The following is a 26,358-nucleotide window of genomic DNA, read 5'->3' on the forward strand; positions in this document are numbered from 1 at the left end:
GTGATCAGCATGAACGATCCCTACCACCTCGACCCCTCCGGCCGACCGACCGCGCCCGCCTCCGGGCGGCGTGGCGGTGGCGTCGCGCTTCGCGCGCTGCTGTGGGTCGTCTTCATCGTGAGCGCGGCGACCAACATCGTCGGCAACACCATCGGCGGCACGAGCACGCTGGTCGGCATGGGTGCCGGAATCATCGCCGTGGGCTGCATCGCAGGCCTCATCACCCATCACTTCGTCGCACGCCGTCGCGCATGAGCGTCGTCACCCTCACCAACGTCGTCAAGAAGCACGGTGACGTCGTCGCGCTCGACGGCGTTTCACTCGGCTTCCCGCGCGGCCGGTTCGTCGCCGTGATGGGGCCTTCGGGCTCAGGCAAGAGCACGCTGCTGAACTGCGCGGCCGGGCTCGACACGCCCACCTCCGGCTCGGTCACCATCGGCGGCGTGGACGCCACCCTGCTCAACGAGGCCAGACGCACCGAACTGCGCAGGAAGCACATCGGGTTCGTCTTCCAGTCCTACAACCTGCTGCCCGCCATCAGCATCCAGGACAACATCACCCTGCCGCTCCGCCTGGCCGGAATCCGGCCCGACCGCGCCTGGCTGGGCGAGCTGGTCGAGCGGGTCGGCCTGGGCGGGCGGCTGCACCACAGGCCCGCCGAGCTGTCGGGCGGCCAGCAGCAGCGCGCCGCGATCGTCCGCGCGCTCGCGGCCCGCCCCGACGTCGTCTTCGCCGACGAGCCCACGGGCGCGCTCGACCTGCGCAGCGCCTCGCAGGTGCTGGACCTGCTGCGGGAGCTGGTCGACGACCTCGGCCAGACCGTGGTCATGGTCACCCACGACCCCGCGGCCGCGGCCAGGGCCCACGACACGCTCGTCATGGCCGACGGGAGGGTGGTGGACCTGCTGTCGGGCCCCACGGCCACGGATCTGGCCCAGTGCCTCACCCGGCTCACCGCCGTACTGGAGGATGCCAGGTGATCAGGACAACTCTCGCCATGGCGGGGCTCAGCGGCCTCGTCGTGGCGTTCCTGGCCGTGTTCGGCGGGATGGCCCTGCTCACCGGGTCCGGTGTGATCGTGGAGTCGGGCCTGCGGTCCAGCGTCTCCACCCAGCGCCTGGCCGGAGCCGACGTGATCGTCTCGGCCAGGCAGACCATCCCGCAGAAGGAGGACCTGCCGGTCGCCCTGCCCGAACGGGCCGTGGTGCCCGCGTCCCTGGTCACCCGGCTGGCCACCGCACCCGGCGTCGCCTCCGTTGCCGGCGACCTGAGCTTCCCCGCCACCGTCCTCCCCCACGACCCGCGCATTCCCGGTACGGCAGGCACCGGTCACGGATGGTCCTCGGCCGCGTTCACCCACGTGCCCGCGCTCAAGATGACCGGCACCGCGCCGAGAACCGCCGACGAGATCGCTCTGCCGTCCACCACCCCGGGTGCGCACCTCGGTCAGAGGGTGCGCGTCGTCGCGAGCGGCACGGTGGGCGACTATCGGGTCACCGCGCTCGTCGACGCGCCCGGCCCCTACTTCAGCGACGCGGCCGCGTCCAGGCTCGCCGCCAGAGACACCGGGCCGCGCGCGAAGACCTTTGACCTCGTCGCGCTCCGCGCGGCACCCGGAGTCTCCCCCGCCGCGCTCGCCGACGACCTCGGCAAGCGGCTCGGCGACAGGTACGAGATCTCCACCGGCCAGGCCAGAGGCGATGCCGAATCCCCCGGCACCGCCGCAGCCCGCGGCATGCTCATCGCGCTGCCCGCCTCCATCGGCGGAATCAGCCTGATGATCGTCGGCTTCGTGGTCGCCGGGGGCCTGTCCCTCTCGATCAACAAGCAGCGCCGCGACCTGGCACTGCTGAGGGCGGCCGGTGCCACCCCGCGCCAGGTGCGCAGGCTCGTCGCCGTCCAGGGCACCGCGGCCGCCCTGGCCGCGATCATCCCGGGAGCGGCGCTCGGCTATTTCCTCGCCGCCCGGTTCGGCGACCTGCTGGTCTCGGTCGGCACCCTGCCCGGCGACCTCCCGCTGTCCTACAGCCCCCTCCCCGCACTGGCCGCCGCGCTGCTGCTGTTCGCCGTGGTCAGGACATCAGCCTGGGGCGCGTCCTATCGCGCTTCGCAGATGTCGGCGGTGTCCGCCGTCGCGGAGTCGCACAGCGAGCCGCGCACCCCCTCCCGGATCCGCACGAACAGCGGACTGCTGCTCATTCTGGCCTCGATCGTGCTCTCCGCGGTCCCGCTGCTGATCCGCACCGACATCGCGGCGGCGGGCCCGGCGACCGCGGCGCTCCTGGCCGTGATCGGTCTCGCCCTGGCCGGACCCTGGCTGGTCCAGCGGGCGACGGGCCTGCTCGCCCGGCGACTTCCCCCCAGCCTGTCCGCAACCGCCTGGCTCGCGGTGAACAACACCCACGGCTACGCACTCAGGACGGCGGGCGCCATCGCCGCGCTCGGCATGGTCGTCACCCTCGCGCTCAGCGTCGTCCTGACCGACACCACGATCGCGAAGGCCACGGGGGACGAGGCCGCCCAGGGAATCCACGCCGACGCCGTGATCACCGCTCCCGTCCTCGGCGGCATCCCGCACGGCCTGCTCTCCGACGTACGCGCCGCCCCCGGCGTGACCGCGGCCACCGCGTTCTCCACGACCACCGTGCTGACCCGGTCCCTGGCCATCGGCGACGACGCCCGCCGACTCGTCCCCAGGCCCGCCATGGTGCTCGGCCCCGACGCGGAAGACCTGGTGGACCTGGGCATCACGCGAGGCAGCCTGGCCGCCCTCAAGGGCGACACGATCGCACTCGACGAACGCGCGGGGAAGCTCGGCGAACACCGCGACCTCACCATGGGCGACGGCACCCGGGTACGGGCCCGCGTGGTGGCCACCTACACCCGCGCCCTGGGCTTCGGCCCGATCGTCGTCTCCCGCGACCTCGCCGCGGGTCACACCACCACCGGCCTGAACTCCACCGTCCTCGTACGGCTCGCCCCCGGCGCGTCCCTCCTTCCCGCACTCCAGAAGCAGTGGCCGGGCATCGTCCTGTCCACCGACCCAGCCCTCCACCTGGGCAAACCTTCGGGGGAGATCTGGGTGAACCTGGCGGTCCTCGCCGTACTCCTCGGCTACGTCCTCGTCGCGGTCACCAACCGTCTGGTGGCCACCACCACAGGAAGAACCGCCGAACTGACCGCCCTGCGCCACCTGGGCGCCACCCCCCGCCAACTGCGAGCCATGATCCGCTGGGAAGCCCTGGTCATAGCCGCCGCGGCCGCCGGATCCGGACTCCTCCTGGTCGCCGCCCCCCTGACGATGCTGAGCATCGGATTCCTGTCCCGCCCCTGGCCGGCGGGCCCCCTCTGGCTCGCCCCCGCCGCCGTACTCGCCATCGCGACGATCGTCTGGCTGGCCATGGACCTGCCCGCCCGCCGCATCATCCGCCGAGCCTGACCCCGCCGAGTCAGGGCAGCAGGAGCGCACGCACGGTGTTCCAGCAGGTCTCGTCCGCGGCGTCGAGCAAGCCGGAGCGCGGGTCGGCGGGCCGGTAGGGGCTCCCGTCCGGACGGCGTGCGACACCGCCCGCCTCGGTCAGCAGCAGGGCACCGGGTGCGTGGTCCCATGGCAGCGTCCGCTGGAACAGGGCGACTTCTCGGCGATCTCTCCATCGGCCAGCGCGCGGAATCGGGGAAGGATCGCGACCTCGGCCGCCTCGACCAGTATCTCGGTCACCTCGTCGATCCACATGGCCTCGACCATAGCCCTGGCGTACACCGGCCTGAGCGGCCTGGTCGCCACCTGGCCATCGGTCTGTGACGCCGTCTTCGGGAAGCGCCACATGCTCGTAATCGCCCTTTGATGCCTTGAATATCGCTGCCGTCGACGGGGAGTGACTGGTATGGGTGGAACCATGATCTCTTTGGGGCGGACCGTCCGAGTCGCCGTACTCACGCTTCTGGTCATCCCGATCACCGCTGTCACCTCCAGCCCACCGGCGGCAGCCGAGCCGCGCAAGCGTCCGCAGGCCGATGCCGGTGCGCCGGCCCGCCGCATGCTGGCCCAGGTGAAAGTGGCGGGGCCCTTATCGATCCGTGGTTACAGCCACCGCCGGTTCCAGCCCCGATGGGCACACCACAAGGGAAGGTGCGACGCACGAGAGATGGTCCTGGCCCGCGACGGGCGACACGTGCGCAGAAACGCGGCCTGCCACCCGGTCAAGGGCATCTGGTACAGCCCCTATGACGGTAAGCGGCTGAGAAGCGAGAAGCAGGTCGACGTCGATCATGTCGTGCCGCTGGCGTACGCCTGGCGCTCCGGGGCCAGCAAATGGAGCCAGGCGCGGCGGCGCGCCTTCGCCAACGACCTCACCCGCCCCGAGCTGATCGTGGTCAGCCACTCCGCCAACATCGCCAAGAGCGGCCAGGGGCCGCAGAGCTGGCGTCCGCCGCGCCGTAGCTACTGGTGCCGCTACGCCACCTCATGGATCACCGTGAAGCATCACTACCGCCTGTTCGTGACCCGGAAGGAGAAGGTGGCCCTGCTCAACATGCTCCGCACCTGCCGAGGATGATCCTCCACACGCCGGCCGGGACCGCCGCGAAGCGAACTGAACCGAGCGTCTCGCCCGGAGTCCCGGCCGCGTGCCGTACACCCGCCGACCTAGCGGAGAGCCCGTCTTTGGCAAGCCGGAAGTGTCCACCGTAGGGGTCAACCTGCCGGGTTATGGGTTACTTCAGGCGTTTTTCGACGATAAACGCTAGACGCCCGCATGTCGGGAGCAAATCCCTCGGCCCGAGCTGCCAGGCACGCCCGACAACGGTTCCCGCCTTACCTGTTTCCAGGCAATTTAGAGAGGCCTAAACACATATGCCCAGGTGGGACACACTAAGAGGGTCCGGCACCGCTTTTTTGGTAAATGGGGAGTATCTTGTACGTGTGTGGCACATGAGCAAGCATGATCGAGCCGCCCGTCCTGCGGGGTGGCTCTTAACGCTGACCTCCATGGTCAGCCTCTGACAGGGGAGAGCGGCGTAACGGTCGAGCCCTAGGCGAGAGGCATCCCTCTCGACCGGCCGCTGGCTGGCGAGCATCACTCGGGCACATCAGTCCGGGATCTCACGGCGGCACATGAACAAGGGCTCCCCCATGATCGTTCTTCATGCCACTTGGCAGAGAGTCGCCCTCGGCGGCCTCCTAGTGTTCCTTCTGACGCCGCTCCTCCTGGCGATGGCTCTTCCCTTGCCGTTGCTCATTTGGCGGGAGCCGGGGCGCAAGTTCGTCCTTGATCTGTTCGACAAGGTGACCGGCCTCGCCAAGGCTCTGCTTCCGCCAGCGGAAGCGGCCGCCGGCGAAGATGCCGCCGAGAGCCTGAGGATCGCGCTGCCTGCGGCTCCTATGCCCAGCCGTCAGAGCGAGCGGGCAGGTGCATGAGCCGCTATTTCGGTAGCGCCCGCTGGGCGGACTCCCGAGAATCAGCGGAAACGTGCTCCCGATCAAACAAACCATTCCATAGCTGAAGGGCCGACCCCCAATGAAGTCGACCCATCAGGGATCTGCTCCACCAATTCGGTCAAGAAGGTGAGATTGGTAAGTGAATTCCAAGCCGCTTCAACAGGTTCGCGGCAGGTAATGCGCCTTCAGCTTGGCCGAACGGCTCAGGCCTACTCGGCCTCCCCTTGCCGTCGAGCCGTCGAGCTGAACCACGCCACCGGTCTGCGGCACGTGTATGTAGCGCATACCGTCACCAGGCCGCAGCCCCCTTCGGCGGCAGGCGATCCTGGTGCCACCGAATTGAGGTACATCGGGGCGTCGCGCGCCGCCGGCGCTGGCCGTTGCCGATGCTCGCCGTCTGCACGCTATCCACCGTGACGCATGTGGCCCAGGCCCTGCCTTTCATGATCGTTGATCTGGGCGTGCCGATCCTGCTATACACCGTCGCCACCCGCTACGGCCGGGCCGTCTCACTCGCGACACTGGCCGGCCTGCTGCTGCTCGCCACAGGCTGGAGCCTGTACTACGCGCTCGCCACGAGTCCAGCACGCGGGCTGCCGGAGGCGTTCCTCGCGGTGACCAACCCTCCGATAGGTCCGGTCACCGCCCCGCCGACCGGGGCCGACAGTGTCCACATGGTCGGCCGGCAGGCGTGGCGCCTGGAGCGGCCTTCCCGTGCTCGGATCCGCCCTGGTCGCCTCCTGGGCGATCGGCTCCGGCTCGCGCAGCCGCCGGGCGTACCTCGACGAGCTGCACGCGCACGCTCAGGATCTCGAACGAGAACGGGACCAGCAGGCGGCCCTCGCGGTGGCCGCCGAGCGCGGGCGGATCAGCCGGGAGTTGCACGACGTCGTCGCGCACGGCTTGTCGGTGATGGTGATCCAGGCGCAGGGCGGCGCCGCCGCGCTGGACAACAGACCCACCGACACCCGGGCCGCGTTGGAGGCGATCGTCAATACCGGACGCGACTCCCTCGCCGACATGCGCAGAGTGCTCACCACGGTGGGCGAGGTGGACGACGCGTGGCACCCGCAGCCCGGGCTCGCGCAACTGTCCACGCTGCTCACCCAGGTGAGAAGGGCAGGCACGCCGGTGCGGCTGCAGGTCGAAGGCACCCCTGCGGCACTGCCGTCGACCGTTGACCTATCGGCGTATCGCATCGTGCAAGAGGCGCTGACGAACACGATGAAGCACGCCGGTACGGGCGCGAAGGCGAACGTGGTCCTCTCGTACGGCGAAGCAGAGGTCGGCATCGAGGTCAGCGACGACGGGCAGAGCCTGGCCAAGAGCGATGGCGCCGGCAACGGGCTGCGGGGCATGCGTGAGCGCGTGAGGTTGCTCGATGGCCGACTCGCCACCGGGCCCGGGCCCCGCAGCGGGTTCGTCGTTCGGGCGGCACTTCCGATCCAAGGACGCGATGCATGATCCGCATACTCCTCGCCGATGACCAGGCCCTGGTCCGCACCGGCTTCCGCATGATCCTGGAAAACGCGGAGGACATGCAGGTGGTCGGTGAGGCAGGCGACGGCGCCGAGGCCGCGGCGATAGCGCTCGAACTGCAGCCGGACATCGTACTGATGGATGTCCGGATGCCCGAGGTCGATGGCGTCGAAGCGACCCGCCGCATCTGCGCCCGCGACGACGCAGGCCGGACCCGGGTGCTGATCCTGACGACCTTCGACCTCGACGAGTACGTCTACGCCGCGCTCCAGACCGGCGCGAGCGGCTTCCTGCTCAAGGACACACTCGCGTCCGACCTGCTCTCGGCCATCCGCATGGTGGCGCGCGGCGACCCGGTCGTGGCGCCGAGCGCGACCCGACGGCTCCTCGAACGGTATGTCCGCACCGCGCCCGCACAGGTCACGTCCACCGCCGACCTGAACGTCCTGACCGAACGCGAACGCGAGGTGCTGGGGCTCATCGCCCGCGGCCTGTCGAACATCGAGATCGCCGACCGCCTCTACCTGTCCGAGGGCACCGTCAAGACACACGTCAGCCGGTTGCTGTCCAAGCTCGGCCTGCGCGACCGAGTACAGGCCGTCGTCCACGCCTACGAATGCGGTCTGGTGCGTGCCGGAACCCCCGAGCGGCCGTGATCCGCAAGGCTGTTCGGCCCCATCGAACAAGCCGCCCACTTCAGGTGGTCGAAGAAGTGCGCACGTTCATCGGCAGGAAGGGATGGCCCGGCGAGACGCGCTGAGCGTTGATCTGGATGAGCCGGTCGAGGCCATGGTGATGATCAACGTTCCGGATCACGTCAGGTGGGCCGTCACACGTACACGGTCCTGTCGGAGATCCTCGAGTCGAGCGAGGAGGCGTGCAAGGCCCGCTACCTCTACCGGATCACCGAAGGTGACAAGGTGATCAACGAGGAGGAGATCATCGGCCACGCCTACCGTCCTGTGCGGGAGACGATCGAAGAGGAACTGGTCGGGGCTGGTTTTATCCAGGCTGATGTTTCCGAGGGGTTCCTCTCCTGGAGGCTCCCCTGAGGTCAGGCAGGCGCAGTAACGGATGCCCCGCAACGTGGTGAGCGATGTCTGATCGTCCCGTCACCGTCGTCCCACCCGTCGGGAAAGCGGGACGATCAGGCTTCCACCTCGACCACTGGTGGGCGTCCGGAGAGGCATCCGCGCCGGGGCGGGCGTGGCCTTCGGGATCAGCGCATGACGCAGAACTCGTTGCCCTCGGGATCGGCCATCGTCACCCAGTCGTCGTGCTCGACCAGCACGCGCGCGCCCAACCCGACCAGCCTGCGGACCTCGGCGTCCGTGTCGTCGGCCGTCAGATCCAGATGCATCCGGTTCTTGGCGACCTTCGATTCGGGCACGAGCGAGAAGAAGAAGCGCGGCCTGATCCCCGGCCCCGCCTCCACCAGGACGTTCGGATCGTCCTCCGGATCGTCGATGCCGTTGCTCCGCAGGCGTTCCAGCTCGGCTTCGTCGTACGGGGCGACTTGGTAGCCGTCGAGCGCCGCCTCCCAGAACCGGGCCAGAGAGGCCGGATGCCGGCAGTCGACCACGATGTCCTTTACGCGCGCCATGAGATCACATACTCTCACTGTCGCCGGCCGCCGCGCGGAACACGGCCAGATAACGTTCGGCAGCAGTTGCAGTAAAAAAGCCCCGGAGCTTGATCGCTTCGGGGCGTTTCTGCTGGTGGGGCTACCAGGACTTGAACCTGGGACCTCTTCCTTATCAGGGAAGCGCTCTAACCGTCTGAGCTATAGCCCCGCGCACAAAGAACGTTATCGCATCCACCAGGTGGAGGCGAACCCGTTGTTCGTACGAGAAGAGCTTACCGTGTCCCGGGCGCTGCTCGCGCCGCGTCCAGGACACGGCAAGGAATCTACTCGGCCTCGCTGAACGTCACTTCGACGCCGCCCACCAGGTCGGCGGCGATGTTGTAGATGACGGCGCCCAACGTCGACAGCGCCGTGATCAGCACGACGTTCACCGCGCCGATCAGCGCGGTGTACCCGAGGATCCTGACCGGCTCGAACCACGAGGAGATGTCGAAGCTCCCCGTGGTCTGCCCATCGGCCTGGGTCAGCTGGTTGACCGTTTGGACGATCGAGTCGAAGACCCCGATGGCCGACAAAACGCCGTACAGGACGGCGACCGCGACGAACAGGACCACGAAGCAGACCAGGGACACGACGAAGCTGAACTTCATCGCCGACCACGGCTCCACCCGCCGCAGCACCAGGTGCGCCTTGCGAGGCAGGCGCGAGGCCGCGGCCGCCTTCTTCTTCGGCAGTTCGACTGCCGGCGGCGGGGCCTCGGAGGTCAGCGAGGGACGGACGCGGATCGTCTCGTTCTGCTGCTCCTCCTCGGCCTGGGTCGCGTCCTTGGTGAGGTCAAGAACTTCTGTCTCGTTGGGCCTTGCGGGCTTCTGCCCGTTCTCCCGAGACGATGTCGTCTTCGCGGGACCGCCCTGGGCGTTCATGGACTACTCTCCTCCCCCGTCTTCCTCAGCTTCCACCGAAGTCTCCATCGACTCGGCGTTCCGAGCGAGGGCCACGACGCTGTCGCCTTCGGCGAGATTCATCAGGCGAACTCCCATGGTCTGACGGCCAGACTGCTTGATCTCCACGGCACGCGTACGGATCACCCCGCCGTTGGACGTGATCGCGAAGACCTCGTCCTCCGGGTTGACCATGACAGCTCCGACCAGCTTTCCACGAGAGGTAACAATCTTCGCAGTCAGCACGCCCTTGCCGCCACGCCCCTGAACCGGATATTGCTCGACAGGTGTCCGTTTCGCGTACCCGCCCTCGGTGGCGATAAGCACGTCCTCACCATCTGCCATGCGATTCATGGCGAGAAGTTCGTCACCTTCTAGGAATCTCATGCCAATGACACCGCTGGTAGCCCTGCCCATGGGGCGCAGCGCGTCGTCGGTCGCGGTGAAGCGGATGGACTGCGCGCCCTTGGAGACGAGCAGCAGGTCGTCCTCCTCGGAGACCAGGCGGGCGGCGATCACCTCGTCGTCCTCGCGCAGGTTGATCGCGATCAGACCGCCGGTCCTGGGGGAGTCGTACTCCGACAGTCTGGTCTTCTTGACCAGGCCGCTGCGGGTGGCCAGCACGAGGTACGGCGCGACGTCGTAGTCACGCAGGTCGAGGACCTCCATGACCGTCTCGTCCGGCTGCATGGCCAGCAGGTTGGCCAGGTGCAGGCCGCGCGCGTCCCGCCCCGACTCGGGCAGTTCGTAGGCCTTGACCCGGTAGACGCGGCCCTTGTTGGTGAAGAACAGCAGCCAGTGGTGGGTCGTGGTTACGAAGAAGTGGTCGACGATGTCGTCCTGGCGCAGCTGCGCCCCTCGCACACCCTTGCCGCCGCGCTTCTGCGCCCGGTAGAGGTCGGTCTTGGTGCGCTTGGTGTAGCCGCCGCGGGTGATCGTCACGACGATCTCGTCCTCGGCGATGAGGTCCTCGATCGACATGTCGCCGTCGTAGGCGATGATCTCGGTGCGCCGGTCGTCGCCGTACTTCGCGACGATCTCCGACAGCTCCTCGTTGATGATCTCGCGCTGGCGGGACTGGCTGGCCAGGATCGCGTTGTACTCGGCGATCTGGGTCATCAAGTGGTCGAACTCGTCCTGGATCGCCTGGCGCTCCAGGGCGGCGAGCTTGCGCAGCTGCATGTCGAGGATGGCCTGGGCCTGGACCTCGTCGATGTCGAGCAGCGTCATCAGGCCGCCCTGCGCCTCGGCGGCCGAGGGCGACTGCCTGATCAGCGCGATGACCTCGTCCATCCGGTCGAGGGCCTTGAGCAGCCCGCGCAGGATGTGGGCGCGCTCCTCGGCCTTGCGCAGGAGGTAGCGGGTCCTGCGGACGATGACCTCGATCTGGTGCGCCACGTAGTGCCGCACGAACTGGTCGAGGCGGAGCGTGCGCGGCACGCCGTCGACCAGCGCCAGCATGTTGGCGCCGAAGGTGTCCTGCAGCTGGGTGTGCTTGTAGAGGTTGTTCAGCACGACCTTGGCGACCGCGTCGCGCTTGAGCACGATCACCAGTCGCTGGCCGACGCGTGAGGACGACTCGTCGCGGACGTCGGCGATGCCGGTCAGCTTGCCCTCGCGGACCAGCTCGGCGATCTTGAGCGCCAGGTTGTCCGGGTTGACCTGGTAGGGCAGCTCGGTGACCACCAGCGACTGGCGGCCCTTGCCGTCCTCCTCGACCTCGACGACGGCCCGCATGGTGATGGAGCCCCGGCCGGTGCGGTAGGCGTCCTCGATGCCGCGACGGCCGACGATCAGGCCTCGGGTCGGGAAGTCGGGCCCCTTGACCAGGCCGATGGCCGCCTCGAGCAGCTCCTCGTCGGTGGCGTCCGGGTTCTCCAGGCACCACTTGACCGCCGAGGCGACCTCGCGCAGGTTGTGCGGCGGGATGTTGGTGGCCATGCCGACCGCGATGCCGCCCGAGCCGTTGACGAGCAGCTGCGGGATGCGCGCGGGCAGGACGTCGGGCTCCTGCGACTTGCCGTCGTAGTTGGGCCTGAAGTCGACGGTGTCCTTGTCGATGTCGCGCAGCATCTCCATGGCGATGGGCGCGAGCTTGCACTCGGTGTACCGCATCGCCGCGGCGGGGTCGTTGCCGGGCGAGCCGAAGTTGCCCTGCCCGTCGACCATCGGGTAGCGCAGCGACCACGGCTGCGCGAGCCGTACGAGCGCGTCGTAGATGGAGGTGTCGCCATGCGGGTGGTAGGTGCCCATGACGTCACCGACGACGCGGGCGCACTTGAAGTAGCCGCGGTCGGGACGGTAGCCACCGTCGTACATGGCGTAGAGCACCCGGCGGTGCACGGGCTTGAATCCGTCGCGGACGTCGGGCAGCGCACGGGACACGATGACGGACATCGCGTAGTCCATGTAACTGCGCTGCATCTCGGACTGGATGTCCACAGGCTCGATGCGGTCAGCCGGGGGAGTGGTGTTCACTTCCGTCACAGGTGATGATCCTTTTTTCTGGTACGGCTACCGCTATACGTCGAGGAAGCGGACGTCACGCGCGTTGCGGATGATGAAGTCGCGCCTCGCCTCGACGTCCTCGCCCATGAGCACGCTGAACAGGTCGTCGGCCTGCGCGGCGTCGTCGAGAGTGACCAGGCGCAGCAGCCGCGTCGCGGGGTTCATCGTGGTCTCCCACAGCTGGCCGGCGTTCATCTCGCCCAGACCCTTGAAGCGCTGGACGTTGTCGCGCGGGCGCGGGTCGGGCTTGCCGGCCGCGATGCCCTCGGCGATGACCGCGTCACGCTCGGAGTCGGAGTAGGCGTAGGAGGCGTCGTCGCCCTTGCGGTCCCACTTGATCTTGTAGAGCGGCGGGCACGACAGGTAGACGTGTCCTGCCTCGATCAGCGGCCGCATGAAGCGGAACAGCAAGGTGAGCAGCAGCGTGTTGATGTGCTGGCCGTCGACGTCGGCGTCGGCCATCAGGATCACCTTGTGGTAGCGCAGCTTGGCGATGTCGAACTCGTCGTGCACGCCGGTGCCGAGCGCGGTGATCAGCGCCTGGACCTCGTTGTTCTTCAGGACCTTGTCGATCCTGGCCTTCTCCACGTTGAGGATCTTGCCGCGGATGGGCAGGATCGCCTGGAAGCGCGAGTCGCGGCCGCCCTTGGCCGAGCCGCCGGCCGAGTCGCCCTCGACGATGAACAGCTCGCACTTGTCGGGCTCGTTCCACTGGCAGTCGGCCAGCTTGCCGGGCAGTCCGCTGCCGGACTCCAGCAGCGACTTGCGCCTGGTCAGGTCGCGGGCCTGGCGGGCGGCGAGGCGCGCGCGGGCGGCCTGCAGCGACTTGTTGATGATGTCCTTGGCCTCGCCCGGATTGCGCTCGAACCAGTCGCGCACGTGGTCGTTGCAGGCCTTCTGGACGAAGGACTTGGCCTCGGTGTTGCCCAGCTTGGTCTTGGTCTGGCCCTCGAACTGCGGGTCGGCCAGCTTCACCGAGACGATCGCCGTCAGGCCCTCGCGGACGTCCTCACCGGAGAGGTTGTCGTCCTTGCCCTCCTTGAGGAACTTCTGCTCGCGCGCGTAGCGGTTGACGATGGACGTCAGGGCCGCGCGGAAGCCCTCCTCGTGGGTGCCGCCCTCCGCGGTGTTGATGGTGTTGGCGAAGGTGTAGACCGACTCGGAGTAGGAGTTGTTCCACTGCATGGCGATCTCGACGGAGATGCCCTCACCGTGGGCCTCGAAGTCGATGACCGACGCGTGCGCCGGCTCCTTCTTCGAGTTGAGGTGCGTGACGAAGTCGGACAGGCCGCCCTCGTAGTGGTAGTGGACCTTGTGGACCTCGCCGTTGATGTGGTCGGGCCGCTCGTCGGTCAGCGTGATCGTCAGGCCCTTGTTGAGGAAGGCCATCTCCTGGAAGCGGCGCGAGAGCGTCTCGAAGTTCCACGCGGTGGTCTCGAAGATCGTCGGATCGGCCCAGAAGGTGATCGACGTGCCGGTCTCGTCCGTGGGCTCGCCCTTGGCCAGGGGAGCGACGGGCTTGGACATCTCGAAGCGCTGACGCCAGACGTGGCCGTTCTGCTTGACGACGACGTCCATGGCTGTGGACAGGGCGTTGACCACCGCGGAGCCGACGCCGTGCAGGCCGCCGGAGACCGCGTAGGACTTGCCGTCGAACTTGCCGCCCGCGTGCAGCGTGGTCAGCACGAGCTCGACCGCGGAGACCTTTTCCACAGGGTGGATGCCTGTGGGGATGCCTCGGCCGTTGTCGACGACCCGCACGCCGTTGTCGGCGAGCAGGGTGACCTCGATGCGGTCGGCGTGACCTGCCAGGGCCTCGTCGACGGAGTTGTCCACGATCTCGTAGACAAGATGATGCAGACCGCGCTCACCGGTCGATCCGATATACATACCCGGGCGCTTGCGGACCGCCTCAAGCCCTTCGAGTACGGTGATTGAGCTAGCGTCGTAGGACAAGTGCGAAATCCTCCTGCCGCGGACACGCGGCGGGGAAGGCGACAACCGCCAGCTGCCCCTACCGTGCCCGTCACCGTCGTGAGTGCCCCGATGCGTGGTCACCCAGGGGAGTCGGCTCGCATGCCGCGGGTGACACGCAAGCGGACGTGTCCGGAATCCGCTTTCATTCTACCGGCTCTGAGCGCCGAAGGTGGCATTGAACGCGCCTGTGATGCCCTGTAGCTCGTTTCCCCCCCTCGCAAGCATCCCCCCTCTTGGAAGAGGGGCTCTCGCGTCTGCGGCCTTCTGATCGCCCGATGCGGGTTTTACCCGTATGTGTCGCCGGGCCCGCGACTGCCGGTGACCCGGAGCCCTCCGGACGGCCTCGGCGCGTTCTGCGGCCCTCTGACCTTGACCTTCTTGACCGTTCCCTCGCCGAGCTCCTCGTTCAGCCTGCGGATGAGCGTGCGGGCCAGCAACCGGACCTGGGTGGCCCACGCCGTCGAGTCGGCGGCGATGACCACCTCGCCGTCCTCGAAGTGCTCCGGTTTGGTGTGCGCGGCCAGGTCGGGGCCCACGATCTCCGGCCATCTGCCGAAGACGCCGCCGACGGCGGCCGAGCGCTCCCAGCCGCGCGCGGCGAGCAGATCCGTGATCGCCTTGCCGAAGAGCTGCGGGTCGGCCGCGTCCCTCGCCGCCGCCCTGCGGCGCGGCTCACGGCGGGGCAGCTGCCCCCTCCTGGCCGCGTCGGCCTTGGCCTGGGCGAGCTTCTCCCTGGCCAGCGCCGCCCCACGGGCGGCGGTCGCGTTGTCGTCATCTGACACGGGTCACGCTCCCCCCTGCGACATCGAATCGGGAACCGGTCAATTCCTGCGGCACGTCGTCGGCCACCGCGGCGGTGATCAGCACCTGCTCGGCCGGCGCGACGATCTCGGCCAGCCTGCGCCTGCGCTGGCTGTCGAGCTCGGCGAAGACGTCGTCGAGGATGAGCACGGGATCGCCGCCGTCGGACCGCAACAGGTCGTAGGCGGCCAGCCGGAGCGCCAGCGCGAACGACCACGACTCACCGTGGCTGGCGTAGCCGCGCGCGGGCAGATCGCCGAGGCCGAGAACGAGGTCGTCGCGGTGCGGACCGACCAGGGTGACGCCCCGCTCGAGCTCCGACTGCCGGACCTCGAGCAGCCGCTCCATCAACCTCGACTCAAGGGTTTTCCCCAGGTCTGTGGATAACGTCTGTGCATCGGAAGATCCGGCCTCACCGGCCTCTTCGTCCTCCGCGCCGTCCCCACCTGTGGACAACGTGCTCCGATAGGCGAGCTCCGCGGGAGCGCTCGTGGGCGCCAGCGAAGCATAGGCCGAGGCGACCAACGGCCGCAGCGCTTCGATCAGATCGAGTCTGGCTCGCAACAGCTCCGCACCGTGCCTGGCGAGGTGGGCGTCCCACACCTCCAGGGTGCTCAGCACGTCTCCAGCGCCCGCGGCGGCGAAGGCGGCCTCACTCTCCGCCCTTCGGGCTCCACCGCGCCCACGGCGCGCCTGAGCGGCCGTACGCAGCAGAGCGCCGCGCTGCTTCAGCACCCGGTCGTAGTCGGCCCTGACGCCCGCGAAACGCGGCGCGCGGGCCACCAGCAGGTCGTCGAGGAAGCGCCTGCGCTCGGAAGGGTCGCCCTTGACGAGCGCGAGGTCCTCGGGGGCGAAGAGCACCGTGCGGAGCAGGCCGATGACGTCTCGAGGGCGGGAGACGGGGGAGCGGTTGAGCCTCGCTCTGTTGGCCCTGCCCGGGTTGATCTCCAGCTCGATCAGCGCGCGTCTGTCGTCCCTGTGGACGGCGCAGCGGATGATCGCCCTGGAGGCGCCCTGTCGTACGAGGGGGGCGTCGTTGGCGACCCGGTGGCTGGAGTGCGTCGCCACGTAGCCCATGGCCTCGACGAGGTTGGTCTTGCCCTGGCCGTTGGGCCCGACGAACGCCGTGACGCCCGGCTCGAGGCCGAGCTCCACGGAGGCGTAGGACCTGAAGTCGGTCAGCGACAGGTGGGCGACATGCACCCCTCGAAGGTTAGTGGGCCACACCGACCACTGGGGTCACGCCGTGCACCCCTGTGGAAAACCGATATGGCCCTCCGCCCCTTGTGGAAACGCCGTCCCTGCGAACCCCGGCGTCCCCACCCTGTGGACAACCGCCGGCTACTGGGCTTCCTTCGGCGGGACGACGTCGGCGCCGGGGGAGTCCGCGCCCTTCTCGTGCGCGCCCTCCGCCGAGGTGACCGCGTGGCCGCCGAACTGGTTGCGCAGCGCCGCGACCATCTTCATCGCAGGCGAGTCCTCCTGCCGCGAGGCGAACCTGGCGTAGAGGGCGGCCGTGATCACCGGCAGCGGGACCGCGTGGTCCACCGCCGCCTGCACGGTCCACCGGCCCTCGCCCGAGTCCTGTGCGTAACCCTTGAGCTGGTCGAGGTGCTCGTCGGAGTCGAGCGCCCGCACCAGCAGGTCGAGCAGCCACGACCTGATCACCGTGCCGGTGCGCCAGCTGGCGAAGGAGCCGCGGACGTCCTTGACGATGTCGGAGGCCTCGAGCAGCTCCCAGCCCTCGGCGTAGGCCTGCATCATGCCGTACTCGATGCCGTTGTGCACCATCTTCGCGAAGTGGCCCGCGCCGACGTCGCCCGCGTGGACGAAGCCGTCCTCGCCCTCGGGCTTGAGCGTCTCGAAGATCGGCATCAGCCGCTCGACGTTGGCCTGGTCGCCGCCACACATGAGCGCGTAGCCGTTCTCCAGGCCCCACACGCCGCCACTGACGCCGCAGTCGACGAAGCCGATGCCGTGCGCCTTGAGCTCCTCGGCGTGGCGCTGGTCGTCCACGTAGTGAGAATTACCGCCGTCGATCACGATGTCGTCCGGATCGAGCAGCTCACCCAGCGCGTTGACGGTCTGCTGGGTGGGGTCGCCCGCGGGCACCATGACCCACACCGCGCGCGGCGCCTCGAGGCGCTCGACGAGCTCCTTGAGGCTGGCGACATCGCTCGCTTCGGCGTGGTGGTCGTAGCCCACCACGTCGTGTCCGCCGCGACGCAGGCGCTCGGCCATGTTGCCGCCCATTTTCCCGAGCCCGACCATGCCGATCTGCATGTTGATAACCCCCTTGTCAGGCTTCCATCATCGCCGATGGCTTCGTCAGCTGGACAAGCGGATGGGCATGATCAGATAACGGTAGTCAGGCGTGCCACCGTCGTCCACAGGCTTGCCGCCAGTGAGGATAGCGGGCTTCGTCGAGGTGGTCATCTGCAGCCTGGCCACGTCCGAGTCGATCGCCCCCAGCCCCTCCAGCAGGAACTGGTGGTTGAAGGCGATGTTCATCTCCTCGCCCTCGTAATCCACAGGCAGCACCTCGACGGCCTGCGCCTCGTCGCCGCTGCCCGCCTCCAGGACGACCTCGCCGCCGCGGAAGGCCAGCCGTACGGGCGTGTTGCGCTCGGCGACCAGCGCCACGCGCTTGACGGCCTCGACGAACGGGCCTGTGGACAGCTCCGCCTTGGCGGAGAACTCCGTCGGCAGCAGCGAGCGGTACTTGGGGAACTCGGGGTCGAGCAGGCGCGTGGTGGTGCGCCGGCCCGCGCTGGAAAAACCGATCATGCCCTCGCCCGTGCCGCCCGCAGAGCTCAGCGCGATCTCGACCTCGGCGCCTGTGGATCCCAGCGCCTTGGCGGTGTCGGCGAGCGTCTTGCCGGGGATCATCGCGATCGCCGAGAAGTCGGGCTGGCCAGGCTGCCACTTCAGCTCTCGTACGGCGAGGCGGTACCTGTCGGTGGCCGCGAGCGTCACGGTGTCGCCCTCGATCTCCATGCGCACACCGGTCAGCATCGGCAGCGTGTCGTCCCTGCCCGCGGCGACGGCGACCTGGCCGACGGCGGAGGCGAACACGTCGCTGCCGACCCGGCCGGCCGCGGGCGGCATCGCGGGCAGGGACGGGTAGTCCTCCACAGGCATGGTCAGCAGTGTGAATCGAGCGCTGCCACAGGTGACGACGGCCTTGGCGCCGTCCACCACGAAGTCCACAGGCTGTGCGGGAAGCGCGCGGGTGATCTCGGCGAGCAGCTTGCCCGAGACGAGCACCACGCCCGCCTCACCGGTCTGCGGCTCCAGCGTCACCTCCGCCGAGACCTCGTAGTCGAAGCCCGAGAGCTTCAACTGGCCCGCGTCGGTGACTTCCATGCGCATGCCTGCCAGGACGGGCACCGACGGGCGCGCAGGGAGGCTGCGTGCCGTCCATGCGACCGCCTCAGCGAGCACATCGCGCTCGATCCGGAACATCACGGAGATCAGCCTCCTGCTTGGTCGTCGCTGCTTGTTAAGTCTTCACTCTCCCGCACCTGAGCTCCGGGAGAACCCCTCTATGGGTCTTTGAATCTCTTAGTTAGAACTAGAGGAAGTCATCTTCATAGGGGCTGTGGATGTTGTGGATGACCGACGTTTCCGCAGCTCATCGCGGAAATTTCTATCCACTGCCCATGTGGGTGAAGCCTGGGGAGAACTTCGCCGCCTGGGGATGACGATCCGTTGCCCACAGGCCGTCCCCAGATCGGGGGGTCGTCATCCACCGGTTATCCACTGGGTTTCAACAGGTTATCCACGGGGTAGAAGGGCCCACCTGGAACTCCCGTTTCCGATGTTCACAGGGCGTCCACAAGTTGTCCACGAGCTGTCCCCAGGTTGTCCCCAACATGTCCCCAGCCTTATCCCCAGGCTCTGTGGGCGGTGTTTGCGCTTTTTGATCTTCATCTGGCCGCTGAGAGCCTGTCTGAGCTGGTCCACAGAGTTATCCACAGGCTGTGCACAGTCAGGCTTTGGACGTCTGCTTGATACGCATCGTCAGCTCGTTGACCTGGTTGTACATCGAACGGCGCTCGGCGATCAGTGAACGTATCTTCCGCTCGGCGTGCATCACGGTGGTGTGGTCGCGGCCGCCGAACTGCTGCCCGATCTTGGGAAGCGACAGATCGGTCAGCTCTCTGGCCAGATACATCGCGATCTGGCGGGCGTTCACCAGCGCCCTGCTGCGCGAGCTTCCACACAGGTCGTCGATCGAGATGCCGAAGTACTCGGCCGTCTTCGCCATGATCGTGGCGATCGTGATCTCCGAGCTCGCGTCGGTGGTGATGAGGTCCTTCAGCACCACCTCGGCCAGCTGGAGATCCACACCCTGCCTGTTGAGGCTGGCGAAGGCGGTGACCCTGATCAGCGCGCCCTCGAGCTCGCGGATGTTCGTGGATATCCGGCTGGCGATGTACTCCAGCACCTCGGGCGGCGCGGCCAGGCCCTCCTGGATGGCCTTCTTCCTGAGGATCGCGATGCGCGTCTCCAGCTCGGGCGGCTGGACGTCGGTGATCAGGCCCCACTCGAACCTGTTGCGCAGCCGGTCCTCCAGGGTGATCAGCTGCTTGGGCGCCCGGTCGCTGGAGATGACGATCTGCTTGTTGGCGTTGTGGAGGGTGTTGAAGGTGTGGAAGAACTCCTCCTGCGTCTGCTCCTTGCCCTCCAGGAACTGGATGTCGTCCACAAGCAGGATGTCGATCGCGCGGTAGCGGCTGCGGAACCCGTCGGCCTTGTGGTCGCGGATGCTGTTGATGAAGTCGTTGGTGAACTCCTCCGAGCTCACGTACCTCACCCGCGCCCCGTCGTAGAGGGACTGCGCGTAGTGGCCGATCGCGTGCAGCAGGTGGGTTTTCCCCAGGCCCGAGTCGCCGTAGATGAACAGCGGGTTGTACGCCTTGGCGGGCGCCTCGGCCACCGCGACGGCGGCCGCGTGCGCGAAGCGGTTGCTGGCGCCGATGACGAACGTCTCGAACGTGTACTTCTGGTTCAGCCGCGCCGGCTCGCTCGGCTTGTTGCTCTTGGCCTCCCACCGGTTCTGTGGAGGCTCGGGCTGCGCCTGTGGATATTCGGTGGACATCTGCGAGGCCTCGGGCGGCGCCGCGAAGAAGAGCGAGGGCTCGGGGGCCTGGTAGGCGGGCTGTGCATAACTCTGCACAGGCTCGGGAGCCTGGGGAAAACTCGGCGCCACAGGCTGGGGATGAGGCTCGGTAATCGGCTGGTCGGGAGTGGTCGTGTCGATCATCACGGCCACGCGCACCGGTCTGCCGAGCTCGTGGGAGAGCGCGTGGCTCACCGGCGTGCGCAACTTGCCCTCGATCAGGTCCTTGAGGAACTCGTTGGGGACGCCGAGCACGATCGTGTCGCCCGCCATGGCGATCGGCCTGACCATCGCCAGCCAGGTTCGCTGCTGGATGGGCAGGTTGTCGTTGAGGAAGTTGGCCAGCGCGTGGGCCCATACCGTCCCGAGGTCGTCCCCGTTCATGGTGTGGCTTCCCCTCCGTCGTTCATCCACAGGCGGCAACCGCTAGGGTCGCGGATTGCTCGTTCTATCCACAGGGCGTGGTTCGTACGATCTCCCCAGGAGATCCACAGGAGATCCACAGGAGATCCACAAGTTGTGCACAGAGTGATCCCGCCGTTACGGCTGGGCTCTGGGAGTTGTGCACACCTGTGTTCAAGTCGTTGTCCACAGCCTAGTGGCACCTGAGTGCACAGACTGTGGACGCGCGAACGCCGGTGGAAAAGTTGCCTGTGGATACGTGGAAAACTCCGCTGGTTTGACCTCGGGGCCGCCTGGCCCGTAACGTACGACGGTCGGCTTGTCACGTGACGGCGCTTTTGCATGCCCTCGCGAGCCCGGCAGGCCAGCCATGTGTGTCACGCGCTCTCGCTTACAGGTGGGAGCGCACTTTCAAGCCTGGAGCCCACTCGTGAGCAAGCGTACTTTCCAGCCGAACAACCGTCGCCGCGCGAAGACCCACGGCTTCCGGCTGCGTATGCGCACCCGGGCCGGCCGCGCGATCCTCGCCGCTCGTCGCCGCAAGGGCCGCGAGAAGCTGTCGGCCTGACGGTCGTCCTGTCCCGTGCTTGGTCGCCCGCCGACGCTCCTTGTCGGCGGGCGATAGGCGTCTGACGTGTTGTCTCAAAAGTCCCGCATGCGGCGGGGTGAGGATTTCTCAGCCTCGGTCAAGCGAGGTGCCCGCGCCGGTCGTCCCACTCTCGTCCTGCATCTGAAGGTCGCGGGGGACGGGCCACCGCTGGTCGGCTTCGTGGTCAGCAAGGCCGTGGGCAACGCTGTCGTGCGCAACAAGGTGAAGCGACGGCTTCGACACCTGATGCGGGACCGTATAGTGCGGCTGCCGCGAGGTAGCCTGCTTGTGGTACGCGCTAATCCACCTGCCGCGTCCGCGCGACACGAGCGCCTTGCCGCTGAACTCGATGCCGCGCTGGATCGTTTGTCAAGGCGAGAACAACAACGATGACGGAGCAGACGCAAGGGGTGCCGAGCCTTCCGGCTCGGATTCTCATCGCCCCGATCCGGTTCTATCGGGCCTTCATCAGCCCGATGCTGGGTCCGCGTTGCCGTTTCTACCCCTCATGCAGTGCTTATGGGCTTGAGGCGATAGCCGTACATGGTGCTTTGCGCGGCATATGGCTGACTGTCCGGCGTATCGGGCGTTGCCACCCATTCCATCCCGGAGGTTTTGACCCGGTGCCCCCACGCCCGGTTCCGTCCGACGAAACGCAAGGGAGCTAGCTCGGTGGAGCTGTCCTGGCTTAACTGGCTCTACACAGCCATCGCCCAAGTCCTCACCTGGATTCACCAGGCCTACAGCACCGTGCTCGACCCGGACAGCGGGCTGACCTGGGCGCTGACTCTCATCACTATCACGGTCGCCATGCGACTGCTGATCTTCCCGCTCTTCCTCAAGCAGATGCGCTCCTCGCGAAAGATGCAGGAGCTCGCACCGAAGGTGCAGGAGATCCGCAAGCGCTACAAGAACGACAAGCAGCGCATGAACGAAGAGGTCATGAACCTCTACCGCGGCCAGGGGGCCAACCCCCTCGGCGGCTGCCTGCCCGTCGTCGCGCAGTTCCCCATCTTCATCTCCATGTTCACCGTGCTCAACGCGATGGCGCACGGTGAGATCAAGTTCGGGATGACCCAGCAGTTCGTCGACAGCGCCCGAGCCGCGCACATCTTCGGCGCGCCGCTGCCCGCCAACTTCTGGATGGGCGCCGCCCAGATCGAGTCCTTCGGCGCAGGCGTGCTCCAGACCAAGATCGTGCTCGGGTTCTTCGTGGCGATCAGCTCCCTCACCACGTTCCTCACCGTCAGGCAGAGCGTCACCCGCTCCATGCAGCAGATGCCCGACAACCCCATGGCATCGCAGCAGAAGATCCTGATGTACATCTCTCCGCTGTTCGCCTTCTTCAGTCTCAACTTCCCCCTGGGTCTGATCTTCTACTGGGTCACCACCAACCTGTGGACGCTCGGCCAGCAGCACTGGTTCTACTCCCGTCACCCCATGCCGGAGTACGACCCCAAGGGCAACGTGATCCCCGTCGCGCCCAAGCCTGGACTGCTGTCCAAGGTGCGCAAGAGCTCGCCGGTCGCCGAGGAAGAGGCTCCGCCCGCGCCGCAGGAGCCTAAGATCATTCGACGGCAGCCTGCCAAGCAGACCCGCAGCAAGCGCACGGGCAGCAAGAAGTCTTGATCCTTAACGACGAGCACGAAAGAGAGGCCGACGTGACCGAGGCCGAGCAGGAGAAGGCTCCGGATCTTGCGGCGCTTGAGCAGGAAGGCGAGATCGCGGCCGACTACGTCGAGGGGCTGCTCGACATCGCCGACATCGACGGGGACATCGACATGGACGTCGAGGGCGACCGTGCGCTGGTCTCCGTCGTCGGCGTCAAGGGCACCGACCTCGTCGGCCCTGGCGGCGAGATCCTCGAGGCGCTCCAGGAGCTCACCAGGCTGGCCGTCCACCGGCAGACGGGGGAGCGGTCGCGACTCATGCTCGACGTCTCCGGCTACAGGGAGAAGCGCAGGGCCGACCTGAGCAAGCTGGGCACCGAGGTCGCCGAGACCGTCAAGCGCAACGGCGAGCCGAAGTCGCTCCACCCGATGACGCCTTTCGAGCGCAAGATCGTGCACGACGCGGTGGCGGCCGCGGGACTGCGCAGCGAGTCCGAGGGCGAGGAGCCCAACCGTTTCGTCGTGGTCCTGCCCGCCTGACCCCTCATCGGGTACGGCAGGCACCAACGCCAGGCCGTCGGCTCCTTCGGGGCTGGCGGCCTTTCGTTTGAGATCACGCCTTCCGCGCCTAGGCCGGAGAAATCGCAGGGACGGCTAGTCTTCGTCCATGTCGGCGATCCGCCGTACCGCCAAGAACACGCACATTCAGGAAAGGCCACCGGATCAGTGAGCGACGAGCTGACGGCTCCACCGCAGATAGCGCGTGAAGTGTTCACCGGCGACGCCTGGGACAGAGCGCGGCAGTTCGCGGAGCTGCTGGCCGGCCCGGGAGTGGTGCGCGGGCTGCTGGGGCCGCGCGAGGTGCCCAGGATCTGGGACCGGCACCTGCTCAACTGCGCGGTGGTCGCCGAGGCCATCCCCGCGGACGTCCGCCTGGTCGACATCGGCTCGGGCGCGGGCCTTCCCGGCCTGGTCCTGGCGATCGTACGGCAGGACCTCACGGTCACGCTCCTGGAGCCGCTGCTCCGCCGTACCGTCTTCCTCGAGGAGTGCGTCGCGGCGCTCAAGCTCGACAACGTCGAGGTGCTGCGCGGACGGGCCGAGGAGCTGGCGGGCAAGCGCGTGTTCGACGTCGCCAGCGCCCGCGCGGTGGCGCCGCTCGACCGGTTGCTCAAGTGGTCGATGCCGCTCCTGCGCGAAGGCGGCGAGCTGATCGCGATGAAGGGGGAGCGCGCCGCGGAGGAGCTCGCCGAGGCAGAAGCCCAATTGCGGGCCAGCGGGGCCCAGACGGCCGAGCTGATCACGGTCGGGCACGGTAAGGTCGAGCCGCCTGCAACTTTGGTCCGCGTGGTCGCGGGTCGCGCGCCAGAGCCAGGTCGGCGCCGACGAAAGAGGTGACGGTTGTGCCGGGCACGTCCAGTGGACTCGGTTGGCCGGGTGAACCCGGTCCCGAGAGCCCAGCGGGTCTCGGCTGGCCGGAATTGGGCGTGTCGCGGCACCGGATGACGGGCAGCACCCGGCCGCTGGTTGAAAGGATGGCCTTCGTGACCCAGACCCCCCTTAACCCCGGCGATTCGCCGCTGGTACGAGAGGCACTCAGCTCCGTGGTTTCACGTGAAACATCTGCGACCCAGACGGCGGACGCCCCCACATCAGGCGATGGCTCCTGGCCGCGTCCGTCCAAGTGTCGCGTCATCGCCGTTGCCAACCAGAAGGGCGGTGTCGGCAAGACCACGACGTCGGTGAACCTCGCTGCCGCCCTGTCGATGAACGGCGAGCGCGTCCTTGTCGTCGACCTCGACCCCCAGGGCAACGCGTCCACCGCCCTTGCCACCGAGCACCGCGGTGATGTGCCCGATGTGTACCAGGTGCTCGTCGATGACCTTCCGATGGCGGACATCGTCAAGGAAGTCCCCGACATGCCGGGCCTGTACTGCGCTCCAGCGACCATCGACCTGGCGGGGGCGGAGATCGAGCTGGTCTCGCTGGTGGCCCGTGAGGCGCGACTACGGCGGGCGCTGATGGCCTTTGACGCGGTGGAGCTCGACTACATCATCATCGACTGCCCGCCTTCGCTGGGACTGCTGACGGTCAACGCGCTCGTGGCGGCCGACGAGGTGCTGATCCCGATCCAGTGTGAGTACTACGCGCTCGAAGGGTTGGGGCAGCTGCTCAGGAACGTCGACCTGATCAAGGCGCACCTGAACCCGACGCTGAACCTGTCGACGATCGTGCTCACCATGTACGACGGGCGGACGCGGTTGGCTTCGCAGGTGGCGGATGAGGTTCGGGCGCACTTCGGGGAGACGGTGCTGAACACGGTGATTCCGCGGAGCGTGCGGCTGTCGGAGGCGCCCAGCTATGGGCAGTCGGTGATGACGTACGACCCGGGATCGAGCGGGGCGATGGCTTACATGGACGCGGCGCGGGAGATCGCTTTCCGCGCGGTAACCGTCTGACGGACCAAGCCGACAGGGGAGTCCTTCACCGCCGGGGCTCTCCTCGCAGCCGATCGCGCCCAACCGGCGGCCGGCAATCTCCACAGCGTGGACTGCGGCGCTGCGCCCCTGAGGGGCACCCAGATGGGCTGCGGCACTGCCGCCCCCGACGAGCACCCAGACCATCCCGGGCCTCCTATCGCCGCCCGGACAACTCCGCACCACCCCGCGCCCCGTGGCGATGACGACCCCATTGCGGCTGATCGCCCCAATCGCACCCCCAACCCGGTGAACTCTTCACTCACGCCACGCCTATGTGGCTTTCCGGTTCCGGTTCGGGCGGGATGTGGCAAACCCGACCGAACTGCGTGTGGCGAGGGGGCACCCCGATGCGCTCGCGACGGTAACCTCTCCAGGAGTGACAGGGCGCGGCCGGGTGGATGAGGAGACGCAGTGAGTCAGCAGCGGCGGGGACTGGGCAAAGGACTCGGGGCGCTCATCCCGACCGGCCCGATCGTTGACGGCACTGGGGCGGTGTCACCAGCGGCAGGTTCACCTCAGGAATCGGGCCTTCAACCCATCGCCGGGGCGTACTTCAAGGAGATCCCCCTCGGCGCCATCACCCCAAACCCTCGCCAACCGCGCGACGTGTTCGACGAGGAGCGCCTGGACGAGCTCGCCGCTTCCATCAAGGAGGTCGGCCTCCTCCAGCCGATCGTCGTCCGGTCCGTGGGCGGCGGCGCCTACGAGCTCATCATGGGGGAGCGCAGATGGCGCGCCTGCCACCTCGCCGGGCTCGACCCTGTCCCCGCGATCGTCAGGAACACCCAGGACGACGATCTCCTCCGTGACGCCCTGATCGAGAACCTCCAGCGCGAGCAGCTCAACCCCCTGGAAGAGGCGGCCGCCTACCAGCAACTCCTCGACGACTTCGGCGCCACCCACGAGCAGCTCGCCCAGCGCGTCGGCCGTTCCCGCCCTCACATCTCCAACACCCTTCGCCTGCTCAACCTCCCGCCCGACGTCCAGGTGAGGGTCGCCGCCGGACTCATCAGCGCGGGACACGCCCGAGCCCTCCTCACCCTCGACGATCCGCGAGCCATGGAGTACCTCGCCAAGCGCATCGTCGCCGAAGGCCTTTCAGTCCGAACAGTGGAGGAGATCGTGGCTACCGGCGGCGCGAAGGCCGCCGGCGCCGAGCCCCGTGCGCGTACGGCGAAGCGGCCTTCGATGCCTGGCCTCGTCCGCCTGGCCGACCGCCTCTCCGACCACTTCGAGACCAAGGTGAAGGTGGACCAGGGGCGGAGGAAGGGTCGGATCATCGTGGAGTTCGCCACGATCGACGACCTCGAACGCATCATCAGCGCGATGGCCCCCGAGGCGGCCCACGCGATGCGAGAGCGAGACACGGAGGGCTAACCCTCGTTTCACGTGAAACAACGGGAGGTCCGGCTGGAACGGGCCTC

General features: G+C 67.8%; 27 protein-coding genes and 1 tRNA gene. 16 read left to right on the top strand and 12 right to left on the bottom strand.

The annotated features are described in order from the left end of the window. Positions 1–9 precede the first annotated feature (9 nt). The 3 genes from AB0B45_RS21100 to AB0B45_RS21110 are packed head-to-tail and all read left to right on the top strand — an operon-like array spanning position 10 to position 3,439. A complete protein-coding gene (locus AB0B45_RS21100; protein WP_358132803.1) occupies positions 10–255 on the top strand; it encodes a hypothetical protein in 246 nt (81 codons plus the stop codon). Further along, positions 252–980, top strand: coding sequence for an ABC transporter ATP-binding protein (locus AB0B45_RS21105; RefSeq protein WP_358132805.1), 729 nt, complete (start codon positions 252–254; stop codon positions 978–980). Before AB0B45_RS21100 ends, AB0B45_RS21105 begins: the two co-directional genes overlap by 4 nt. Next, positions 977–3,439, top strand: coding sequence for an FtsX-like permease family protein (locus AB0B45_RS21110; RefSeq protein ID WP_358132807.1), 2,463 nt, complete (start codon positions 977–979; stop codon positions 3,437–3,439). Before AB0B45_RS21105 ends, AB0B45_RS21110 begins: the two co-directional genes overlap by 4 nt. 10 nt (positions 3,440–3,449) lie before the next feature. On the opposite strand, the gene AB0B45_RS21115 is transcribed toward AB0B45_RS21110, so the two are convergent. Beyond that, positions 3,450–3,671, bottom strand: a complete 222-nt coding sequence (locus tag AB0B45_RS21115) for an inositol monophosphatase family protein (RefSeq protein ID WP_358133347.1) — start codon at positions 3,669–3,671, stop codon at positions 3,450–3,452. Beyond that, positions 3,578–3,826: a hypothetical protein gene (locus tag AB0B45_RS21120; protein WP_358133356.1), complete on the bottom strand. Its 249-nt coding sequence runs from the start codon at positions 3,824–3,826 to the stop codon at positions 3,578–3,580. Before AB0B45_RS21120 ends, AB0B45_RS21115 begins: the two co-directional genes overlap by 94 nt. Before the next feature lie 70 nt (positions 3,827–3,896). On the opposite strand from AB0B45_RS21120, the gene AB0B45_RS21125 reads away from it, so the two are divergent. From AB0B45_RS21125 to AB0B45_RS21145, 5 genes are all read left to right on the top strand, one after another. Continuing rightward, a complete protein-coding gene (locus AB0B45_RS21125; protein WP_358132809.1) occupies positions 3,897–4,556 on the top strand; it encodes an HNH endonuclease family protein in 660 nt (219 codons plus the stop codon). Positions 4,557–5,131: 575 nt separating this feature from the next. Beyond that, positions 5,132–5,416, top strand: coding sequence for a hypothetical protein (locus tag AB0B45_RS21130; RefSeq protein ID WP_358132811.1), 285 nt, complete (start codon positions 5,132–5,134; stop codon positions 5,414–5,416). Between the two features lie 735 nt (positions 5,417–6,151). Beyond that, a complete protein-coding gene (locus tag AB0B45_RS21135) occupies positions 6,152–6,901 on the top strand; it encodes a histidine kinase (RefSeq protein WP_358132813.1) in 750 nt (249 codons plus the stop codon). Further along, a complete protein-coding gene (locus AB0B45_RS21140; protein ID WP_358132815.1) occupies positions 6,898–7,572 on the top strand; it encodes a response regulator transcription factor in 675 nt (224 codons plus the stop codon). The genes AB0B45_RS21135 and AB0B45_RS21140 overlap by 4 nt, the downstream gene beginning before the upstream one ends. A 165-nt stretch (positions 7,573–7,737) precedes the next feature. Further along, positions 7,738–7,968 (top strand): hypothetical protein, encoded by a 231-nt coding sequence (locus AB0B45_RS21145; protein ID WP_358132817.1) that lies wholly within the window; start codon positions 7,738–7,740, stop codon positions 7,966–7,968. A gap of 167 nt (positions 7,969–8,135) precedes the next feature. On the opposite strand, the gene AB0B45_RS21150 is transcribed toward AB0B45_RS21145, so the two are convergent. The 10 genes from AB0B45_RS21150 to dnaA form a co-directional block, all read right to left on the bottom strand. Then, positions 8,136–8,519 carry a VOC family protein gene (locus AB0B45_RS21150; RefSeq protein WP_358132818.1) on the bottom strand — a complete coding sequence of 128 codons (384 nt, stop codon included), beginning with the start codon at positions 8,517–8,519 and terminating at the stop codon, positions 8,136–8,138. Between the two features lie 113 nt (positions 8,520–8,632). Beyond that, positions 8,633–8,709, bottom strand: a tRNA-Ile gene (locus tag AB0B45_RS21155). Positions 8,710–8,824: 115 nt separating this feature from the next. After that, a complete protein-coding gene (locus AB0B45_RS21160; protein ID WP_358132820.1) occupies positions 8,825–9,424 on the bottom strand; it encodes a DUF3566 domain-containing protein in 600 nt (199 codons plus the stop codon). Between the two features lie 3 nt (positions 9,425–9,427). Next, complete coding sequence (gyrA, locus tag AB0B45_RS21165; RefSeq protein WP_358132822.1) at positions 9,428–11,929, bottom strand: DNA gyrase subunit A; 2,502 nt, start codon at positions 11,927–11,929, stop codon at positions 9,428–9,430. A gap of 33 nt (positions 11,930–11,962) precedes the next feature. Next, positions 11,963–13,906: a DNA topoisomerase (ATP-hydrolyzing) subunit B gene (gene gyrB, locus AB0B45_RS21170; RefSeq protein WP_358132824.1), complete on the bottom strand. Its 1,944-nt coding sequence runs from the start codon at positions 13,904–13,906 to the stop codon at positions 11,963–11,965. Positions 13,907–14,211: 305 nt separating this feature from the next. Beyond that, positions 14,212–14,709 (bottom strand): DUF721 domain-containing protein, encoded by a 498-nt coding sequence (locus tag AB0B45_RS21175; protein ID WP_358132825.1) that lies wholly within the window; start codon positions 14,707–14,709, stop codon positions 14,212–14,214. Beyond that, complete coding sequence (gene recF, locus AB0B45_RS21180; RefSeq protein WP_358132827.1) at positions 14,699–15,931, bottom strand: DNA replication/repair protein RecF; 1,233 nt, start codon at positions 15,929–15,931, stop codon at positions 14,699–14,701. Before recF ends, AB0B45_RS21175 begins: the two co-directional genes overlap by 11 nt. Before the next feature lie 138 nt (positions 15,932–16,069). Beyond that, positions 16,070–17,011, bottom strand: coding sequence for a phosphogluconate dehydrogenase (NAD(+)-dependent, decarboxylating) (gene gnd / locus AB0B45_RS21185; protein WP_358132829.1), 942 nt, complete (start codon positions 17,009–17,011; stop codon positions 16,070–16,072). 45 nt (positions 17,012–17,056) lie between these two features. Then, positions 17,057–18,196, bottom strand: coding sequence for a DNA polymerase III subunit beta (gene dnaN / locus AB0B45_RS21190; protein WP_358132830.1), 1,140 nt, complete (start codon positions 18,194–18,196; stop codon positions 17,057–17,059). Between the two features lie 523 nt (positions 18,197–18,719). Next, the gene (gene dnaA, locus AB0B45_RS21195; RefSeq protein WP_358132832.1) at positions 18,720–20,237 is read right to left on the bottom strand and encodes a chromosomal replication initiator protein DnaA; all 1,518 of its coding nucleotides are present in this window, start codon (positions 20,235–20,237) and stop codon (positions 18,720–18,722) included. Positions 20,238–20,685: 448 nt separating this feature from the next. Here dnaA and rpmH point away from each other — a divergent pair, with 448 nt between their 5' ends. The 8 genes from rpmH (at position 20,686) to AB0B45_RS21235 (ending at position 26,311) form a co-directional block, all read left to right on the top strand. Further along, positions 20,686–20,823, top strand: coding sequence for a 50S ribosomal protein L34 (rpmH, locus tag AB0B45_RS21200; protein WP_043614899.1), 138 nt, complete (start codon positions 20,686–20,688; stop codon positions 20,821–20,823). A 66-nt stretch (positions 20,824–20,889) separates the two neighbouring features. Next, complete coding sequence (rnpA, locus tag AB0B45_RS21205; RefSeq protein WP_358132834.1) at positions 20,890–21,237, top strand: ribonuclease P protein component; 348 nt, start codon at positions 20,890–20,892, stop codon at positions 21,235–21,237. Continuing rightward, positions 21,234–21,512, top strand: a complete 279-nt coding sequence (gene yidD / locus AB0B45_RS21210; RefSeq protein ID WP_358132836.1) for a membrane protein insertion efficiency factor YidD — start codon at positions 21,234–21,236, stop codon at positions 21,510–21,512. Before rnpA ends, yidD begins: the two co-directional genes overlap by 4 nt. Before the next feature lie 4 nt (positions 21,513–21,516). Then, positions 21,517–22,473, top strand: a complete 957-nt coding sequence (gene yidC / locus AB0B45_RS21215; RefSeq protein WP_358132838.1) for a membrane protein insertase YidC — start codon at positions 21,517–21,519, stop codon at positions 22,471–22,473. Between the two features lie 32 nt (positions 22,474–22,505). After that, a complete protein-coding gene (locus tag AB0B45_RS21220) occupies positions 22,506–22,994 on the top strand; it encodes a R3H domain-containing nucleic acid-binding protein (RefSeq protein WP_358133349.1) in 489 nt (162 codons plus the stop codon). A 186-nt stretch (positions 22,995–23,180) separates the two neighbouring features. Further along, on the top strand, positions 23,181–23,852 hold the full coding sequence (gene rsmG / locus AB0B45_RS21225) for a 16S rRNA (guanine(527)-N(7))-methyltransferase RsmG (RefSeq protein ID WP_358132840.1): 672 nt from the start codon (positions 23,181–23,183) through the stop codon (positions 23,850–23,852). A 137-nt stretch (positions 23,853–23,989) separates the two neighbouring features. Beyond that, a complete protein-coding gene (locus AB0B45_RS21230) occupies positions 23,990–24,913 on the top strand; it encodes a ParA family protein (protein ID WP_358132842.1) in 924 nt (307 codons plus the stop codon). Positions 24,914–25,345: 432 nt separating this feature from the next. After that, complete coding sequence (locus AB0B45_RS21235) at positions 25,346–26,311, top strand: ParB/RepB/Spo0J family partition protein (protein ID WP_358132845.1); 966 nt, start codon at positions 25,346–25,348, stop codon at positions 26,309–26,311. Positions 26,312–26,358: the final 47 nt, after the last annotated feature.

Origin of the sequence: Nonomuraea sp. NPDC049152 (assembly GCF_040648355.1) — a bacterium.
Lineage (GTDB): Bacteria > Actinomycetota > Actinomycetes > Streptosporangiales > Streptosporangiaceae > Nonomuraea.